Source organism: Oligoflexus sp., assembly GCF_035712445.1.
Lineage (GTDB): Bacteria > Bdellovibrionota_B > Oligoflexia > Oligoflexales > Oligoflexaceae > Oligoflexus.
This window is the reverse complement of the sequence record NZ_DASTAT010000042.1, coordinates 14,483-32,233: the sequence shown is the minus strand read 5'-3', so window position 1 is coordinate 32,233 and position 17,751 is coordinate 14,483. Positions and strand designations below refer to the sequence as shown.

16 protein-coding genes are annotated in these 17,751 nt (G+C 53.5%); 5 read left to right on the top strand and 11 right to left on the bottom strand.

What is annotated here, in order from left to right:
* Positions 1-131 precede the first annotated feature (131 nt).
* Positions 132-911 carry a metallophosphoesterase family protein gene (locus VFO10_RS08870; protein ID WP_325139149.1) on the top strand — a complete coding sequence of 260 codons (780 nt, stop codon included), beginning with the start codon at positions 132-134 and terminating at the stop codon, positions 909-911.
* A gap of 2 nt (positions 912-913) precedes the next feature.
* Positions 914-1,447, top strand: a complete 534-nt coding sequence (locus tag VFO10_RS08865; RefSeq protein WP_325139147.1) for a hypothetical protein — start codon at positions 914-916, stop codon at positions 1,445-1,447.
* 1 nt (position 1,448) lies between these two features.
* Here VFO10_RS08865 and VFO10_RS08860 read toward each other — a convergent pair whose 3' ends face one another.
* The 6 genes from VFO10_RS08860 to VFO10_RS08835 form a co-directional block, all read right to left on the bottom strand.
* Positions 1,449-1,847, bottom strand: coding sequence for a hypothetical protein (locus tag VFO10_RS08860; RefSeq protein WP_325139145.1), 399 nt, complete (start codon positions 1,845-1,847; stop codon positions 1,449-1,451).
* Positions 1,848-1,849: 2 nt separating this feature from the next.
* The gene (locus VFO10_RS08855) at positions 1,850-2,440 is read right to left on the bottom strand and encodes a hypothetical protein (protein WP_325139140.1); all 591 of its coding nucleotides are present in this window, start codon (positions 2,438-2,440) and stop codon (positions 1,850-1,852) included.
* The gene (locus VFO10_RS08850) at positions 2,440-4,761 is read right to left on the bottom strand and encodes an adenylate/guanylate cyclase domain-containing protein (RefSeq protein ID WP_325139138.1); all 2,322 of its coding nucleotides are present in this window, start codon (positions 4,759-4,761) and stop codon (positions 2,440-2,442) included. Before VFO10_RS08850 ends, VFO10_RS08855 begins: the two co-directional genes overlap by 1 nt.
* 20 nt (positions 4,762-4,781) lie before the next feature.
* A complete protein-coding gene (locus tag VFO10_RS08845) occupies positions 4,782-6,278 on the bottom strand; it encodes a hypothetical protein (RefSeq protein WP_325139135.1) in 1,497 nt (498 codons plus the stop codon).
* 186 nt (positions 6,279-6,464) lie between these two features.
* Positions 6,465-6,989, bottom strand: a complete 525-nt coding sequence (locus VFO10_RS08840) for a cupin domain-containing protein (RefSeq protein ID WP_325139134.1) — start codon at positions 6,987-6,989, stop codon at positions 6,465-6,467.
* A gap of 14 nt (positions 6,990-7,003) precedes the next feature.
* The gene (locus tag VFO10_RS08835) at positions 7,004-9,058 is read right to left on the bottom strand and encodes a thioredoxin domain-containing protein (protein WP_325139132.1); all 2,055 of its coding nucleotides are present in this window, start codon (positions 9,056-9,058) and stop codon (positions 7,004-7,006) included.
* A 204-nt stretch (positions 9,059-9,262) separates the two neighbouring features.
* On the opposite strand from VFO10_RS08835, the gene VFO10_RS08830 reads away from it, so the two are divergent.
* The 3 genes from VFO10_RS08830 to VFO10_RS08820 all read left to right on the top strand — a co-directional run bounded on the left by VFO10_RS08830 (position 9,263) and on the right by VFO10_RS08820 (position 11,606).
* Entirely contained in the window at positions 9,263-9,664 is a 402-nt protein-coding gene (locus VFO10_RS08830) for a hypothetical protein (protein ID WP_325139130.1), read from the top strand.
* Positions 9,665-9,747: 83 nt separating this feature from the next.
* The gene (locus VFO10_RS08825; protein WP_325139128.1) at positions 9,748-10,506 is read left to right on the top strand and encodes a glycosyltransferase family 2 protein; all 759 of its coding nucleotides are present in this window, start codon (positions 9,748-9,750) and stop codon (positions 10,504-10,506) included.
* Positions 10,503-11,606: a glycosyltransferase gene (locus VFO10_RS08820; protein WP_325139126.1), complete on the top strand. Its 1,104-nt coding sequence runs from the start codon at positions 10,503-10,505 to the stop codon at positions 11,604-11,606. The genes VFO10_RS08825 and VFO10_RS08820 overlap by 4 nt, the downstream gene beginning before the upstream one ends.
* Here VFO10_RS08820 and VFO10_RS08815 read toward each other — a convergent pair.
* The 5 genes from VFO10_RS08815 to VFO10_RS08795 all read right to left on the bottom strand — a co-directional run bounded on the left by VFO10_RS08815 (position 11,566) and on the right by VFO10_RS08795 (position 17,627).
* The gene (locus tag VFO10_RS08815) at positions 11,566-12,339 is read right to left on the bottom strand and encodes an alpha/beta hydrolase (protein WP_325139124.1); all 774 of its coding nucleotides are present in this window, start codon (positions 12,337-12,339) and stop codon (positions 11,566-11,568) included. The two genes, VFO10_RS08820 and VFO10_RS08815, sit on opposite strands and share 41 nt — an antisense overlap.
* Complete coding sequence (locus tag VFO10_RS08810) at positions 12,336-14,708, bottom strand: DNA translocase FtsK (protein ID WP_325139123.1); 2,373 nt, start codon at positions 14,706-14,708, stop codon at positions 12,336-12,338. Before VFO10_RS08810 ends, VFO10_RS08815 begins: the two co-directional genes overlap by 4 nt.
* 75 nt (positions 14,709-14,783) lie before the next feature.
* Positions 14,784-15,128, bottom strand: coding sequence for a hypothetical protein (locus tag VFO10_RS08805; RefSeq protein WP_325139122.1), 345 nt, complete (start codon positions 15,126-15,128; stop codon positions 14,784-14,786).
* A 153-nt stretch (positions 15,129-15,281) separates the two neighbouring features.
* Entirely contained in the window at positions 15,282-16,253 is a 972-nt protein-coding gene (locus VFO10_RS08800; protein WP_325139208.1) for a serine protease, read from the bottom strand.
* 219 nt (positions 16,254-16,472) lie between these two features.
* On the bottom strand, positions 16,473-17,627 hold the full coding sequence (locus VFO10_RS08795) for an ATP-binding protein (protein WP_325139121.1): 1,155 nt from the start codon (positions 17,625-17,627) through the stop codon (positions 16,473-16,475).
* Positions 17,628-17,751: the final 124 nt, after the last annotated feature.

Here is a 17,751-nt window from a genome sequence, read left to right as displayed (position 1 = left end):
TTGACAGACTCATCAAATGCAAGCCCCCGATATTCATGAATTAAATTACAGACCGATTTTTGCTTGAAGTGCCCCGTCGCTTCGCAGGCGACTGCTCCTTCTCCTGCTGTTTCCGTTGCTGAGGTAATTCCATGCTGCGAATACTTTGTTGTGTTGTTGTACTCACTGCCTGCACGGAGCGTTTGACTCCCTGGGCGGTTACGGTGCCGGATGATTACAAAAATCTCACCGACCGCAATCTGGCTAAAGTCGAGGCTCTGCCCGATCCAGAATTCCCTGTTCGCCTGGCTTTGTTGGGTGACCCTCAAGGAACTCCCTATGACCTGGAACGAGTCGTCGAAAAAATCAATGACCGTGATGATGTGAGCCTTGTCCTCGTGCTCGGGGATCTGACCGATTATGGTTTGCAGCATGAATACATCTGGGCTGCGGAAGCCTTGGAAAAGCTGCGGGTTCCGAATTTGACCGTGGTTGGCAATCATGATGCCATCGCCCACGGCAAACGCATCTATCGGGACATGTTTGGGCCTTTTGATTACACCTTCGGCTTTGCCGGCTTGAAATTTGTGATGTTCAACAACAATCAATTCGAGTTTGGCGACACGAATTTTTCCTGGCTGCAGCAGCAGCTTGATCGTAACACCATCACCGCCTCGCATATCCCGCCTGTGGTGGATGCACATCGCGAAGAGCAGGTTTCGCTTTGGAAAGGCAACAACAGCGAAGCCGGTATTCTGGCTTCGCTCCATGGTCATCGGGGCGGCAAGACCGATTTCTTCTCTGTGGAAGATGGCATTCCCTATTACATCGTCCCCAAGGTGGAAGGCGTCCGCTATTCGATCATGACGATTAACGAGGATCGCTCCATCCAATTTGACCTCTGCCATCTCACCTGCAGCGAGGACAAGTAATCATGAAAAAAGCATGGGCTCTGTCCATCGGTCTTCTGTTTCTTGCGACCCCGGCTCGGGCGGATGTGTTTCTGAACACCCAGCATGCGGCGTACGCAGGCTATGCCGCGATCGGCCTCGGTTATGTCGGCTCGACTTTTGGTGCCGATGCGCTTTATGGGTGGACGCCGCAGCGTCTCGCAGGCCTTGATGTACGGTCCTTGACTGTGAAAGGTCTTTGGTATCTTTTCACGGTGGGTCATGAGGCGGAAGTTTCGCTGCGCCCCTACCTTGGACTCGGGGCGATTTACAGTCCGGATGATGAACTCTTCCTGCAGCTTCCTGAGCAGTATCCCAAAGGCTACTATGTGCCCTCAGCTTTACGTCCCACGCTCTTTACGGGTCTGCGCCTGAAGCTGAATCCGAGTTTCAGTGCGTCGTTGGAATATGCTCTGCTGGATTCCGAGCTGGCTTTTGTGAAAAATCGCGGAGGCATTTCGTACAATCAGGTGGGCAGTGTAGGCTTTGCTCTGCACTATAATTTTTCAGTGGAATAGATCACTCGCACCGTACAGGCCAGGGAAGGTTCTCCAGAGTGCAGCCATCATTCCCGCAGCGGAGCTGAATGGGAAACTCTCCACACCCTGGTCGGGCTCGAAACGAGCAATGAAAATTGGGCCCGGCCTTGAACGTGAATTCACTTAGGACAGCATCCTTTCCATAACGCCGACAGGGAAAACCGTGCAAAAGGGTTGTGTGGGATGCAGCGTCGATGGAATAGGTGGAAATCGGACTCTGCACTGTATGTTCTTCTTCAAGAACACTCGATATTTCCAGATTCAACGCAGCATCACGGGTATTTTCGACGTCAATGCGCAGAAGGCCGCCCTTGACCCCTGCTACGAAAACATCGCAGGCCATCAGAAGAGGAAGGCATAGAGCCGCGATCCCTCGCATGGTCACTCTCCCAAATCAATTTGAATAAAGACCCGCATATAGATAAGGCCGATTTCATCAGGCCCTGCATAGGTAGGCCGCTCATAGAAATAAAAATCATCGACCACGATCCCGCGAGGTCGTGAAAGATTGGTCTGATCGGCTCCACTTTCATAGTCAACAGACCCGGCGGAAACACGGGCCATTCCTGCTTCCAGACCAAAATTCACATGATTGTTGAGTGGCTTCACGAAACCGGCACCAATGCGGGTATAAAGAAGATTCCAGCGGGCCTGGACGTTATAGTCGCTGTCATCTTCAAAAAGAACGCGCCGACTCCCCTTGCCTCTATAATGCGAAAGGCCGGCTTTGAGGTAAAAATCCGGAAACCGCCAGGCCAGGGCCAATGACCAGGGATGACCGAGAAGATTCTTCTTGGAATGAACGCCATAGCCAAGTTCTGTGCTCAGATCCTTCCAGTTGACTCCGGTGTAGACGCCAAGACCGTGATCCGAGTGACTTGTCCCAGCATCTGCGCCGGCATAGAAGGTCTGCGCCCCGAGCGGTGAGGTCAGCAGAATAAAAACGATGACAAGAAAGGTTCGACCCACCATCAAGCCGCCGGTCGACTGCGCGGCAGAATCCCGACCTTCCGCCCCAGGCGGCCGATCACATCACGCAGACCTTGAACAAAACGTTCCTCTTCCTGAACGGTATTTCCCATGAACTGGCAGCCGTGGATGATCTGCCCCGAATCCAAAACCCGCGACCAGCAGGTCTTCACCCGGATTTCGTGAGCCGGTTCACCCTCGCCCACATCAAGGCTCAAACGCAAAGTCTCCTCGCGATGGAGCCTCTGGTTCAGAATAATCGCGACGCCACCCACCGAGAAATTGACCAGGGCCGCCTCGCCCAAGGCTGTCTGAAGCGTGATGTAGTCACTCGCCTCAAGATACCAGCGTGGTTCATTGGTATAAAGCTTGTGATACTCCCCATAATAATCCAGCGCAGAACGCAGGGAGCCATCAGCTTCATGAAAGGGATTGTACTCAAAGCAGCGAATAGGCTTTTTATGGTGTTTGATGTGAATTTCCTTGCTGCTCACACCCGGATCGCGCGGAGAAAATTTGGCCAGAAGATCAAACGTGGAAAGACCCAGCATGATTCGATAGGGAGCACAGGCATGTTCCAGGCGCGCGGTAAAGTTAACGCCGTTGCCAATCAGCGTAAAATCAATGCGGCCTTCCGTCCCCAGGTTTCCGATATAAACGGTCGCTGTATTGATCCCAATTCGCAAGGGAAAGACCGGCTTGCCACTGCCTTTCAAAGCCTCGGCTCGCCGCAGAGCTTCCTTTTGAATTTCGATCGCACATAAAAGCGCCTGATCCGCGTGCCCCACCTGGCTGGCTTCCCTATCGAAATGATAACCAAAGAAAGCCAGCACACCATCACCGAGACTCTTATCCACCAGTCCACCAAACTCATGGACCTTTTCCACGATATATTCCAACTGGTCCTTCAGCTGCTGAAAGGCTTCCTTGGCCGTCAGGCGTTCGGTGGTCAGACTGAAACCCACAATGTCCACGAACATGATGCTGACGATCTGCTCGACCGGATCGCCATGCAGGATCTTCGGATTGCGGGCTATGCTGTCGGCAAGCTCAGGCGATAGCGCACCGCGGAGGCTGCTGATCAGTATGCGGGATTTATGATTTTCCGATCGCATGCGTTCCAGCAGCACCACACTGCCTCCCAAACCCACAGCCAGGCTGCACCAGAGCCAGGGTAGAATCAATCCCTGGTAGCTGAAGAGCATGAGTCCCAGAGCAGGCAGAAGAAGGGTCAAACCCATGATGACAAGCGCTGCGATCCAGGGCGGCAGGAAAAGAGCGGTGATAGCAGCCCCGCCCAGAGTCACAGTCAAGAGCGCGACGTTCCAGCTCAAGGATTCCTTCAGCCAGGAGTTCTGAAGCGCGCTGTTCAATAGCGCCACCCCAAAGTATCCGCCCTGCAGGCGACCCACCGGAGTATCCTTCCAATCGGTATTGCCGGTGAACATCGCGGGCAGGATGACCACGATATCGTCCGGTCCGACATCAGTTTCAGGTGTTCCCTGCTGCAGTCGCTGCAGAACAAATTTCAGGCTTTTGGTTTTGCCGCGTGCAACATAGTCTTCGCGCTCATTGAAGTTGATGGGAATCAGGTTGCGATGATTCAAGGGAATCACCTGCTCACCCAAAAGCAGTTCCTGCTGCTGGACCTTAAGACTGCCGAGACTTAGAAAGGCGGCATGGGGAACAAGGGACTGGGGATCTATGCGAATGAAAGGTCTTGCATAACCAAAGTCGCTGTTAGTGATGTGCCCGATACGGAAGGCATCGCGAAGAAAAGGATGGGGACCATAGAAATATCCCTGTTCAATGGGTGGCCATGCCGGAGCATCTTTCAGATAGTAGTCAGGATGAAAGAGCGACATCATCCGCCGCCCTGGTAACTGCAGAGCCGATATAAAGCCGCCCGAGATGACAGGAACACCAAGCGCTCGCATGCCATCCACAAAGGCCTTCGCTTTATTCGGATCGAGCGGGTCGTAAACACGTTCCTGAAGCGGCAGACTGAAGAGCTTATCTATGTAGAGCGCCCGCGGATTCCTGGCCGCAAAATGCGCGGCCAGCTTTTGCCAGCCATCCAAAGTGAGATCATGGTAACCGAGATAGCTCACGGTCTGGTCATCAAACGCAAAGATCTTAATACGTGGATCCAGCGTTGGAGTTTGACCCATCCAGGCGCGAAAGCGGAATTCGAGAGGCCGACTGACTTGTTTGGAAATATAATCCTGGACCGGCGTGAAATAAAGCGCGAGAAAAGCAAGGCTCAGAAGACCCGCAAGCAGGGCTGGAAGGAATCCAGGTTTGTCAGGTGTCGCTCGGGACATCCTTGTCCTTCCTTTTGCGCTTAAAGCGCAGCGGGCGTTTCAATGGCCACGACAGCCACTCCGGTATCGGCCATGGTGATGAAAATAAAGTCGCCAAAGATTTTGACCCGCGTCGGGAGTCCGGCGACCAGCATCTGATTCAGAATCAAAGGATGAGCAGGGTCGCTGATATCAATAAGGCTGACCTTACGCACGGCATCGACGGCCACAAGGTACTTGCCGGTGGCGGCCATATCCAAAACCTGCGGCAAACTCAGTCGGCCCAGTATGCTGAGGGTACTGGGGTTTAAGGCATTCACGGACATGATCCCGGTGCTTTTCTCGGCCACATAAAGGCGGCTGGCATGAAAGAGAACTTTTTCACCTGAACCATCAAGCTCCACGCGACTCATAAGATTGATGCGATCGTTTTGGGTGATATCATAGCTGGAAATTCCCGTGCGGCAGAGTCCATAAGCAACCGTTCCGGAAATCTGAATGGCGAAGGCATTGGGCGTGCTGTCATCCGGCCCCAGAGCGCCGGTGACTTCATAGCGAGGCTGCGCCTGCTGGATATCAAAGCGTGAGATGCCGGGGCGTGTACCATTGTCTCCTGTCGCTTCCTGGGTCACATAGATGTTATTCAGATTTGCCGCCACGGCGATGCCATTGGTCACGCCGCGTGCATCGGTCATCTGAAGCGTAAGGTTCAAAGGATCGAGGACACCGAGCCCTGCAGCGCCCGCCGCAACATAAAAGCGGCTCCCTGCTTTGATAATCGAATTGATGGTTCCCGTTCCATTGACCCGGGTATTGGCGCTCAAGCCGTTTGCAGCGGACCAGTTTAAAATTTCGATGCCGTTGCCATCCGCAACGTAGGCAGCCGTTCCATCGATCACGATATCACTGGCGATGTCGGGGGTATTATAGCTGAAAAGAAGTTTCAGGCGCGGCGTGTTTACGGTCAGAAGTGGAACCTGACGCGCCTCCGGGATTAGAACTGGAGCCATGGCCGCCTGATAGACACCAAGGCCTTTGGGCTGAAAGCTAATGGAATCGGCCTTGACCTCAAGGTCCTTTCGCGGAATCAATCCATAGAAGGCTTCGCCTTTTTCCGTCGTCATTTGATAAAGAACGACAAGATTATTTTCCGAAGGCAAGGCGTTTTTGGGGACCACAAGCTTGATGGACTGCACCATGGCATCGGTAACCTTTTCCTGAGCCCGGATGGCAATGGCTTTGCCGGCTTCCAGGATTCCTTTGGGAATGGAAAGATAGGTGCCTGTGATGTCGGTGGCAATCGAGGCCTCCTCACCCACTTCAAAGTTGGTGAAGTCACTGGGATCACCGCCTGGATATTCCACGCGCGGAATTGCATCCTTCGGCGCTGCGGTCGGTGTTTTGGTGGATGGTTCGGGGTTCACGCTTTTGCTGTTGCTGCTGGGCGTTTTCCCGAAATTCTCGTTTTTGCACGCCACGGTCAGCAGCATGATGGCGCTCATAACTGAGGCAAGAGTGCGGCGATGGAGATGATTCATACTCAATTCTTTGCACCCGTATAAATCGGTGACTCTTGAGTTCTTTTCGGAGAAACGTATCAGTTTCTTGAAGGGAATTCGGAAAATCGAAAAAAGACCTGAGAAGAAATAAGAAAAAAGCGGAGGTCTTGTTCTATATGGCGGAAATCAGGGAAGGAAATCCCGGGGTCCTGGGACCCCTGCGTTCTAGCGCTGCGTATTCATCACAGGAAGAAGCTCGGGATGCTTCCAAAGAGCAGGAAATTTTTCCGTGTCCTGTGACGTCGCCAGCTGAAAATCCTGAAAATCAAAGCCCGGTGAAACCGTGCAGCTGACGAGGCTGTAATCCTCGCGACCAGCCGCAAGGCGCGATCCAAACCAGCATCCGGCGGGCACCATGACCTGCGGATGCTGACCGGCCGCGATATCAAGGCCCAAAAGCAGCCTCTTTTCACAGTCATCATTCAAAAGCACAATGACTTCCAAAGGCGCGCCGGCGTGATAAAACCAAAGTTCATCGCTTTTAATGCGGTGCCAGCGCGAAACCTGACCAGACCGTAAGAGAAAGTAAATGGCTGTTCCGTAGCAGCGCTCCCCCTTCATGCCGGTCGGGAGCGAGGATTCCGCGATCAGGCCGGAAGAGCGATAGCTCTCCCGATAGTAACCGCCCTCGGGATGCGGCGTTAGATTCAAACAACGGATCCACTCGTCTGCTGTCCTTGCCTGGGCCATGTGACGCTTTCCCCTTATCTGGTTGGTGAGTCTCGCAGCATACTGCGCACCAGTTCAGCATCATCCGTTGGCTGCTGGCAACTGCCTTTTTCACAAAGATAGTAAAGCGTCCTTCCGCCTCGTGTGTCTTTGCCGGATAGGTTCGGACACAGGTCAGCCAGACTTTCATCCGCTTTCAAAAAGACAGCGTGTGGAGTAAAAGCCGGACTCAGCTCGGGCCAACGGAGATCCTTTTCTGGATGCTCCGACGCGATGACCACTTCCCAGTGCTGCCCGCTGATCCAATCCAGCGCCAGCATCAACATCGGAAAGGAACCGGGAAATCTTTGCATCAGGTCGGCGGTCTTGCGCAGAATCTGCTCGGCCTTGGCTTCCCGCTCCAGACTGCCGCTCATCGCGCTCAGTCGCAGGATATTCCAGGCGCTCAGACTGTTGCCCGCTGGCGTCGCGTTATCCAAAAAGTCCTTGCCGCGCAAAAGTACGGTTCCATCCTCGCCATCATGATCGAAGTAAGCGCCGCCCAATTCATCCCAGAAAAGTTCATCCTGCTTATTCTGCAGTTCAATCGCAGCCCGTAGCCACTTCGCATCAAAGCTGGCCTCATAGAGTTCGATAAGTCCGAAGATCATGCCGGCATAATCTTCAAGATAGGCATTGAAACGGGTCTGACCGGCTCGATGAGACCTTTGCAGACGCCCATCTTTCCGCATGCGCGTGAGCACGAAGTCAGCCGCTCTTTGCGCGCTTTGCAGCCAGGCAATTTCACCGAAGACTTTATGAGCCTTGGCCATCGCGCCGATCATAAGGCCATTCCACGCGGCCAGGACCTTATCATCCCTTAGGGGACGCACGCGTTTTTCCCGGACCTTCTGCAATTTTTCAATCAGGTCGCGATAGATGGGATCGGCCATGGTTGCAAGCCGCGGCCTTTTCTGCTGATGCAGAATATTGGCCCTTTGCACCGCCTTCAGTCCAGCCGCCTGCTCCAGCTCTTCCACGCGCTGATCAACATGAAAGTTGCCTTCGTCCTTCACTTCGAAATAGCCGCGGAACTGCTCCAGCTCTTCGGGATTGAAGATCTGTTTCAGCTCGTCCATCGACCAGACGTAGAACTTGCCTTCGGTTTTTTCACTGTCCGCGTCCTCTGCCGAGTAATAACCGCCCTCGGGGCTTTGCATATCGTGCATGACGTAATAAAGCGTCGTGGCAACGACATCGCGATAGTCATCGGAACGCGTGATCTGATAGCCTTCCGCATAGGCCAAAGTCAAAAGCGCATTGTCATAGAGCATTTTTTCAAAGTGCGGCACGAGCCAGGTGGCATCCACGGAATAACGGTGAAACCCACCCCCCACATGATCGCGCATCCCGCCGCGAGCCATGCCATCCAAAGTGCCGATCACGGCTTCGCGGGCACGCTCATCGTCTTCGTTTCGGGCAATGCGCAGGAGAGCCATCAAAGCCATGGCCGGCGGAAATTTCGGAGCGCTTCCGAAACCGCCCCATTCCGGGTCATAGGCCTTGAGTTCCCGCTCCAAAAAACCTTTCAAAGGCCGAGTATCGAAGTCCTTTTCCTGGCTGACTTCATCCTCCACCATTTTCAGGTGTTCCATCAGTTCAAAGGCGCTGTCTTCGATATCCTGCTGCTTATTCTTCCAGACTTCCGCAAGACGTCCGAGAATCTGCTTAAACTGCTCGCGTGGAAAAAATGTTCCGCCCCAGAAAGGCTTCCCTTCCGGAGTCAAGGCCGCGGACAGGGGCCAGCCGCCCCTTTGGTTCATGGCCTGCACAGCCCGCATATAAATCGCGTCCACATCGGGACGTTCCTCGCGATCGACTTTCACCGGCACGAAATATTGATTCAGGATGGCCGCAACGTCCTCTTTTTCAAAGGAATCGCCTTCCATCACATGGCACCAGTGACAGGTTGCGTAGCCAATGGAAAGAAATATGGGTTTATTCTCCTGGCGGGCGCGCGCAAAGGCTTCCTCGCCCCAGGGATACCAATCCACGGGGTTATGAGCGTGCTGCAGCAAATATGGAGAAATTTCCTGTGATAACCGATTCATAAGCCCCTCCTTCAGCGATGGTTCGCCCCCAGAGTGTAAGGTTTCCTGACAGCTGTCGAGGGAAGAATCTTACGGTCGCAAATAAAGTCCAACGAAATCAATTTGTCACAGGCATATTGACAGGCACAGGGATTGCTTTATAATCCGCAGAACTGGCCGAATCCCGTTGAGCTGGGCCAGAAGCGGAATTGATGTGGAGTTCTTATGCGGATGTTGAAGTCGTTTTTGCATTGGATGTGGATGATCTCGGTTGCTGGTGTACTCTCCTCGTTTTTTCTTTCCAACGTGTCCTTCGCGGCCGCTGTGAAAGCCTGTAAAAAACTCAAGGAAAGCTCCTTTGTGGATGCCAGTCGTGACCAGGGCAAGGACAAAAAAGTCTTTTGCACCGTCACCCCCCGTCTTGGCACTGTCGGTGATTATGTTGAAATCAAAAACCAATATAATTACATTGTCGCAGTGGGTCGTGTGATCAAACAAGGCAAGGCCGCGACGATCGTCGTTCTCACGAAGTACAATCGTGACGAAGGTTCGATGGCCGGATACCCTGCCATGCTGCGGATCAACGAAAACCAGGATTATTGGACGGCAACCAACGCCCCCTTCTGATGCTCCAGGCATGATCGGTGAGACCTCGATCGGTCAGACCTCGGTCAGTCAGAGCTCGATCGGGGCATCTCATTTGAGATCCCATGAACGAGCCCCTCGATCTTTCTGTCGTTATCATCGCCTTCAATGAGGAAGCCAATCTTCCTCGTTGTCTCAAAAGCCTTCCCCCAGGCAGTGAAATCATCGTGCTCGATTCCGGCAGTACGGATCGAACTGCGGCCATCGCCCAGGAATTCGGGGCGCGGGTCTACCAGCGCCCTTTCACCAATTTCGCCGAGCATAAGAATGCCGCTCTCGCGCATGCAACGCGCCGCTGGGTGCTTTCCGTGGATGCGGACGAGGAACTGGACGCCTCCTTGCGGGATGCGATTTCAGGGGCCATTTCGGACGCTGAGGCAGGGGTTCAAGCGTACCGCGTGCAAAGGCGGCTCGTCTTCATGGGAAGGCGCATGCATTTCGGAAAAACACGGGACTGGCCGGTCCGGCTTTTTTTGCGAAGTGAGGGCCGGTACGTCGGCAGCATTCACGAGGAACTGAAAGTACCAGGCCGCGTGGCGCGACTTGCGCAGGGACTTCTTTGGCATTATAGCTACCGGGATCTAAGCGATTATTTCGTACGCTTCAACCGCTACACCACGGCGATTGCCGAGCGGCATATGGCGGAAGGCAAGCGCGTGCCGATGCTGGGCCATCTGCTGCGGCCCTGGCTTGAATTTGTCTCGCGCTATGTTTTCCGTCTGGGCTTTCTCGATGGCTATCCTGGTTATACCTACGCTTTGATTTCCTCGCTCTACGCCTATATCAAATACGCGAAAATCATCGAAAAGAGGCGCCCTTCATGAGTCAAGGAGTTGCCTGGATCCTTTGTTCCAACCGCTGGAACAGTGCCATCACGGAATACGCCTTGAGCGCGGCGCGGGCTCTTCGGCTGAACGGCTGGACTGTGTTTTTTTCAGGGCTGACGGATTCACCGGGGGAGCGTCGGGCGCGATCCTACGATCTTCCTGGGGATTCCTTCGTTGATTTCGGCCTGAAAGAAAGCCTCAAGCTGCGGCGTTTGAAAAAGAGCATAAACCCTGATGCCGTCCTGCTCTTCGGCGGACCGGAGACTTTTCTCGCACGCTTTATCCCGCGAACTTTGCGGGTGCGATTTCGAGGCCAGGACAGGGATGTGACCGATCGCCTGCCGCCGCTTAAAACGCGCCTGAACATGCAGCACTGCGTGGCCATGCTGGTGCCTGCCAGGATTCTTGAGGAACGCTTTCAGAACATCATCTGGCAGCCGGTCTGGTCTGTGGCGCTCGGCATTGATTCGGGGAAGTTTTATTTTCATCCCGAAGCATTCGCCGAGGTCAGACGTCCCACTCTTCGCATATTGGGTCGACTCGATCCCATCAAAGGGCATCAGACTTTTTTCAGTATCTTTCGCCAGGTGCTGCGGCTCTGGCCGAAGAACCGACCCGAGCCCTTCCTGGAAATCATCGGTGAAGGCGCAAATATTTCCCCCGAGCAGCTGCGCCGGATGGCGGCTGATCATCGCCTGCGGGAAGGGGAAAATTGGCGTCTGCGCGCGGAACGCGTCGATCGAATCGGTGAAGTGATGAGCGCCACGGATTTGGCTGTGATTTCAAGTTTAGGATCGGAAGTGATCTGTCGGGTGGCCGAGGAATTTTTGCTCTGCGGCGTGCCGCTCTTTGTTTCGGGTGTGGGGTCTTTGGAGGAATGCCTGAGCGATAAAAGCTTTGGCAGCAGTTACCGTGGACTCAGTGAAGAACGGGCGGCCACGCTGCTGACGGAAAAACTGTGGCAGGCGTCGCAGGAGTCCACGAGCCAAAGGCAGGCCCGGGCCGAGGCCGCGCGGCAGCTCTTTAGCCTCGAAACCATGGGCAAGGAACTCAGTACTATGCTGGACGCGCTACGCTCAGGGGATCCAGACGATTAAGAAATTCCACGATGGCATCCCGATAGTCAGGGATATCCACAGGACTGGCGCCATGTCCACTGTTGGGAAGCTGAACCAGCTCCGCCTTGGGAAGACGATCCATCATTTTCTGCGCCGCGGCTTTGCTGAGAAGTGAGCCTTCCTGTTCCCCGCGGAAAATCAAAACAGGAACCTGAATCTCCGGCAGTCGATCGTAAAGATCGCATTCGACTGATTCCTTCTGTATACGCTCCAAAGCAAAGGGGTGCGCCCATAAAAATTGGGCGGCTATCATCCTCTGCACCCACTGACGCGAAAGCTGCGGATAGATGGGCTCGGCATCATCCAGGATGAGCCCTTTGACCCGGCCTGGATTATCCAGGGCATGCTGAACGGCCAGCGGCACGCCGCGTGAGAAGGCGTACAGAAAGTATTCCTGCAGTTTATAATGCTCGACCACGGCCGTGATATCGAGGCAGCGGGACGCGAAATCATAATGGCCTTCGCTGGGACTGGAGCTTCCACCACAGCCGCGATGACTGAACGCGATGCCCGGCCTTGGCTGAATCATTTCGATGCGCTCGGCAAACATCGAAGCCGTTCCGATCATGCCGGGAACTGTCAGCATCGGAATTCCGCCGTCAAAACTTTTGCTGCGGAGCATTTCCAGATGCACGCCATCCGTCGTCGAGCAACCGTCCTCGACGAGCTTCGGATAGGCGTTATACATGCTATCGTCTTTCCAGGCATTCATGGCGACGTTCCTATCCAGGCACGTGGTTTACTGCCGTCCGCTTTGGCCACAAGACCCTGGGCTTCCATCGCCTCGACGATGCGAGCGGCGCGGTTGTAACCGATCTTCAGCATGCGCTGCAGATAGGAAGCGCTGATCGCGCCCTGACGCTGGGCAATGGCAATGGCTTCACCCCACTTGGGATCACTGCCTCCGGGCGCGTCCGCAGCCGCTTCAAAGCCCGAGGGATTCGACTGTCTTTGATATTCTTCATCAATCCATTCCATCGCGCTCGCATCGTAATGCGGCTCACTGGATTTTTTGATGTGATCGACCATCGTGACGACTTCCTCATCGGCAAGGAAGGCGCCTTGAATGCGTTCCAGTCGTGACGAACCGGGTCTGAGGAACAGCATATCACCTTTCCCCAGAAGACGCTCCGCGCCCATGCTATCGAGAATGGTGCGGCTGTCGATCCGGGAAAAGACCTTAAAGGCGATACGGCAAGGCAGGTTGGCCTTGATCACGCCGGTGATCACGTCCACCGAGGGTCTTTGGGTTGCAAGGACGAGGTGGATGCCGCTGGCTCGCGCTTTCTGCGCAAGGCGCTGGATCGAGGCTTCCACATCCTTCGAGGCCATCAGCATAAGGTCGGCCAGCTCGTCGATCACAACCACGATAAAGGGGAGTTTGCCGATATCGGTATCAGGGAAACGCTCACGGATCGCATCCTTTTGCTCGCTCGTCGCGTTATCCCAGAACTGATTGAAACCCGTGAGATGACGGACGCTGGCGGTTTCCATCAGCTGATAACGGCGGTCCATCTCCTGACAGGCCCACTTCAGAGCGAGTGAGGCTTTTAAAGGCTCAGTGATGACGGGCATCAGAAGATGGGGAATGCCTTCATAGATCTTAAGCTCCAGGATCTTCGGATCGACGAGGATCATGCGCACCTGCTCGGGCCTTGCCTTCAGGATTAAGCTTGTGAGCAGGGCATTGATGGCCACCGATTTACCCGATCCCGTCTGACCCGCCATCAGAAGGTGAGGCATGGCCGCAAGGTCACAGCAGATGGGTTCACCGTTCAAGGCCTTGCCCAGGGCAAAGGTCAAAGGCGATGCGGGATTTTGAAATGCTGCATTCTGAACAAGGTCGCCCAGAAATACCGTGTCGCGTTTTTTATTGGGAACCTGAACACCCAGGGCGCGTTTGCCGGAAACGGGGTGGATAAAGATGGAGTCGACCCGCAGAGCCAGGGCGATATCATCCAAAAGCCCGGTGACCTTGGCGAGCTTGGTGCCGGCGTGCGGTTGAAATTCGTAAACAGTGACAACGGGTCCTGGTTGAATGGCGATGATTTCGCCACCGATCCCAAATTCACTGAAGGCTTTGACCAGGGACTCTGCGGTCTGTTCGAATTCTTTTTTCTGTCCTTCGTCAATCGCGGCTACGAAAGGGCTAGTGCGAAAGAGTCCAGCCGGAGGCGGCTCGTACTGAGCCTCGCTGTTCTCTTCAGGAATATCGAGGGCAAGAGGCTCGGAGGCTTTGACGTCGACGGCAGGCGGCACATCCTTTTTTAAAGGAGGCTCAGGAATCATGCCTTCATTTCCAAAGGGCGCTTTGATGGTGATGCCTGCCAGTGCTTCCTGAAGAGGGGCCACGGCAAAAGCGGGTTCCAAAATTTCGTTGCGTGCGGGGGGCGTATTTTGAACCTTGGCTTTTTTCTTCCACTGAAAGCGGCTCCAAAAAGAGGGCTTTGCAGGTTTCGCAGTCTGACGCTCCAGCCAGCGATCACGAATTTTTTCCAAGAGCGGTTTCACGATAGGCTGACGCCGTATCATGACAAGGCCCAGAAGCAGGCTCGCAACCAGAAAGATCGTCAGACCCGCGGCCCCGACGCCGAAGGTGAAGGCCTTGTGCATGTAAAAGCCAGCGGCGCCCCCGGGCAGATATTTCAAGCCTTCAATGGAAAGATCAGGAGCCCATTCCGTCGCGGCCATGAGCAGGTTCACAAACAGCAAAGCCCAGCCCAGTATGCGCGACTTGCGGAAGGCATCCGTCTGGCCCAGGACACAGGCCACGCTCATCCAGAGCCAGGGCAGGGGAAGCAGAAATGCCACCACCCCGAGCCTATAGATAAGCGAAGCCGCAAGATAGGACCCGAGCATGCCGCCGACGTTTTGTGGCGATCTTGGGGGAAAGGAGTAGTTATAGCTTGAGGGATCAAATGGGGAAAAAGAGATCAGAGAGGCAAGCGTGAAGGCGCTGCCTATCAAAATAACCAGCAGGACGATTTCCTGAGAGTAACCGTCTTCCGGCCGGATCAAACGAAACCGGCGCAGAGCCTGCCACATGCCTTTGGATTCTGATGAGGAGCTGGCGTCTGCCATGAAAGCCTCTTGATAGCGATGAAGGTTTTAAAGCTACTCTTCATCATATCAAAAAACGCCAGTCCCGCGTTTTGCTCAGTGCATCGAGATCTTGTTTTCTTCCCGCAGGCTTTGCATCATCTTGAGATAAATGGCAAAGAGCTGCTTTTGTTCATCTTGGGGTAAAAAGCTGATCATGGTGCGGATGGATTTCAGATCCGGGGCCGCGAAAAGATGCACACAGAATTCTTCCAGAGTCTCATTTGCTGCACCTTGCAGCACAGTCTCTTCGTTGATCGACTGAAGCAGGGACTTCGAAAAGAGAATGTGATGCCCGCGCATCGCTTCCTGGAAAATCACGCGCCAGAGTGGGGGGAGAAAGGCAGGTTGGGCATACTGATCCATCAATAGGTCTTCGGACAGGGACGACATCGTTTTCATGGCTAACAGCTCCGCAGGGGGTCTCAACAACAACAACAGCCGATTCCCTAAGAGCAAGTCCCTGTCCCAAATCCAAATAGCAGTAATGACAGGCGATGAACCCGCCTTGCCTGTCTATAATCCTGACACCCGTAGTGCTTCAGCCCAGAAGGCCTATCCAGGTCCTATTTTGGAATATGGAGCCGGCGTTGAAAAAACCTTCCCATCTGCCCGAAATTCAAAGCGATAGCGCTGGGGACCGACTTTCAATAGACGGAGGACATACTCCTGGCCACGATAGGACCTTGTCCACGCCTCCAAAGCCTCTTCCTGTGATGGCAGGGCTTCCTCCTTCCACAGATGATAACCCGCCGTGAATTGGCGACCGTCATGGACAAGGGGATAGTAGAAAACCGCGTAAGCCAATTCCTCAATGGGAAGTCGCGCATTCCTCTCCGTCTCAATCCATTCCCGATACGACGCCGCCCTTGTATAAACTCCAGGCTGAGTCGGATCTCCACAGCCCGTCCCCCAGCTTACAATCCCATAAAGTTGGCCTTGCAGAAGCAGAGGCCCGCCTGAATCCCCATCACAGCTATCCGATAAGGGCGCTGACGCACATATCTGCTGGCCGATGACGAATTTATAGGGTCCACCCAGCGCCTCGCATTCATAAGCCGGCACTTCGTTCACATAAGCCGACTGAATCTGATCAGGGTATGTGTGACCCTTGCGACTTGTGTTTCCAAAACCTAGTAAATGAAGCGGCTCCTCTGCCCTCCCCTTCACGCTCATCGCTGCGGTTTCATTCCCATTATCCCGCTCCAAGAAAAGCAAAGCCACATCATGCTGAAAGCGCCGATTATGATACTGCGGGTGTACGCGAACGGCTTCGACCCGAATGGGCTCGGGTCGATTCTTCAAATCCGATACCCCCAGCCACACTTCAATAGGTCCGGACGCATTACTTACACAGTGCGCAGCTGTTACTGCGAGATTCTTTCCAATCAAAGTCCCACCACAAAAAGGACTAGATTCTCCAGGCTCATGCAGGGCCACAAAAAAAGGAGGAGCCGCGGCCGGCTCCCCTCCAATCACATCCAAATGTGCCGACTCCTGAGAGCAGGCTTTCAAAAAAATAACCATGAGCGGTAGAAAAACCAGCCAGCGGCGAAGAATACAAAACATCAGCGTTTTCCTTCCCTAAGTGGACGGAGGAAAACCTAGGCGTTTCCATCAGAAATAGCCAAGGACATGGAATGAGATTAGAAAAGAGTGGGCAGATGGCTTGGATAAAGGGCATGAACGGAATGATCGACTTGAGTTTCCCTTCCAGCGAGCCGTAGGAAGTGCCTGGCTGGACGATTACGAATATCCTTCCAAAAAGTTCAGGGGATTCATCGCGAATTTTTCGTAGTTTTCTTGTGTGATCATGATTTGTCGCGATTGCGGAAATTTTTCTTTGAACTTCGCAAGACCCTGAAAAGACTTTTTGCGTCCGGATTTGACTTCAATCGCCAGGACATTACGTCCCTGCTTTAGAACGTAGTCAACCTCATGGGAATCCTGGCGCCAGTAATAGACTTCTCCTGGTAGCCGGAGCAGATCCAATCCGACGATAAGTTCAAACCTGCGTCCCTGTTCGTTACTGTCAAGCTTCGTGTCCCCACTCGCAAATGTGCAAAGGGCAGGCGCAAGTGGCATAATTTTAGGACTCGATGATTTTTTTTGAAGCGGATTTGTGCTGAACTTTTGAAGTGTTTTGACAAGGTAAGCACCTTCAAGGATATCAATATAACTCTGAACTGTTTCTATGGCGCCTGGATCTTGGAGCTGTCCCACCAGTTTTCTCAAGCTAATTTCGGCGGCCGGATAATTGCAAAGAAGCTCAAAAACCTGACGAAAGAGAGATGGTCTCGCTATACGACGTAACTGAAGAATGTCTTTTTCCAGGACTGTTTCAATAATGGAGTCCTTCAGATAGCGGTACCAGCGTTGGGTATCATGGCGATAGGCCGCAGCACCAGGGTATCCCCCAAACAGCAAAAAATCATCCAGTGTAAAGCCAAAGGCAGCATTGGATTCAAATAAGTTCCAGTGATAAGCCCGAATCAATTCAAAGCGACCAGTTAGACTCTCTGAAAGGCCTGTCTGTAGGGCTAATGAGCTTGAGCCTAAGAGTACGATCTTGAGTCCACTTTTAGTCCTCACATTTTCGTCCCAAAGCTTTTTTATGAGCTCAGACCAGTTTGCGACTTTTTGGATTTCATCGAGAATCAGCAGACTGCCTTTTCCCAGGTTGGCAGCAATAAACCATTGTTCTTCGATCCAACTCCAATCGCTGGCGAAGACTGCATCAGCGGACGCATAGTGATACGGAACTTTGCCTTCAAGATGTTGAGTGACCTGTAATATGGAGGTTGTCTTGCCTACTTGGCGCGGACCCAGGATGACCTGTATCAGGGGACTTTCTTCGGCCAGACGCTGCTGTATTGTTCGTGTATAATCTAAATAAATCATCGTGTTATCGCTCAATATTGAAAATGTCGAGTCGAGTCGACAAAAATATAGAGGAAGTCCGAAATTTTCAACCGAATATTGATATCTACAACAATATCGGTTTTGTAAGGATAGGATCATTCCC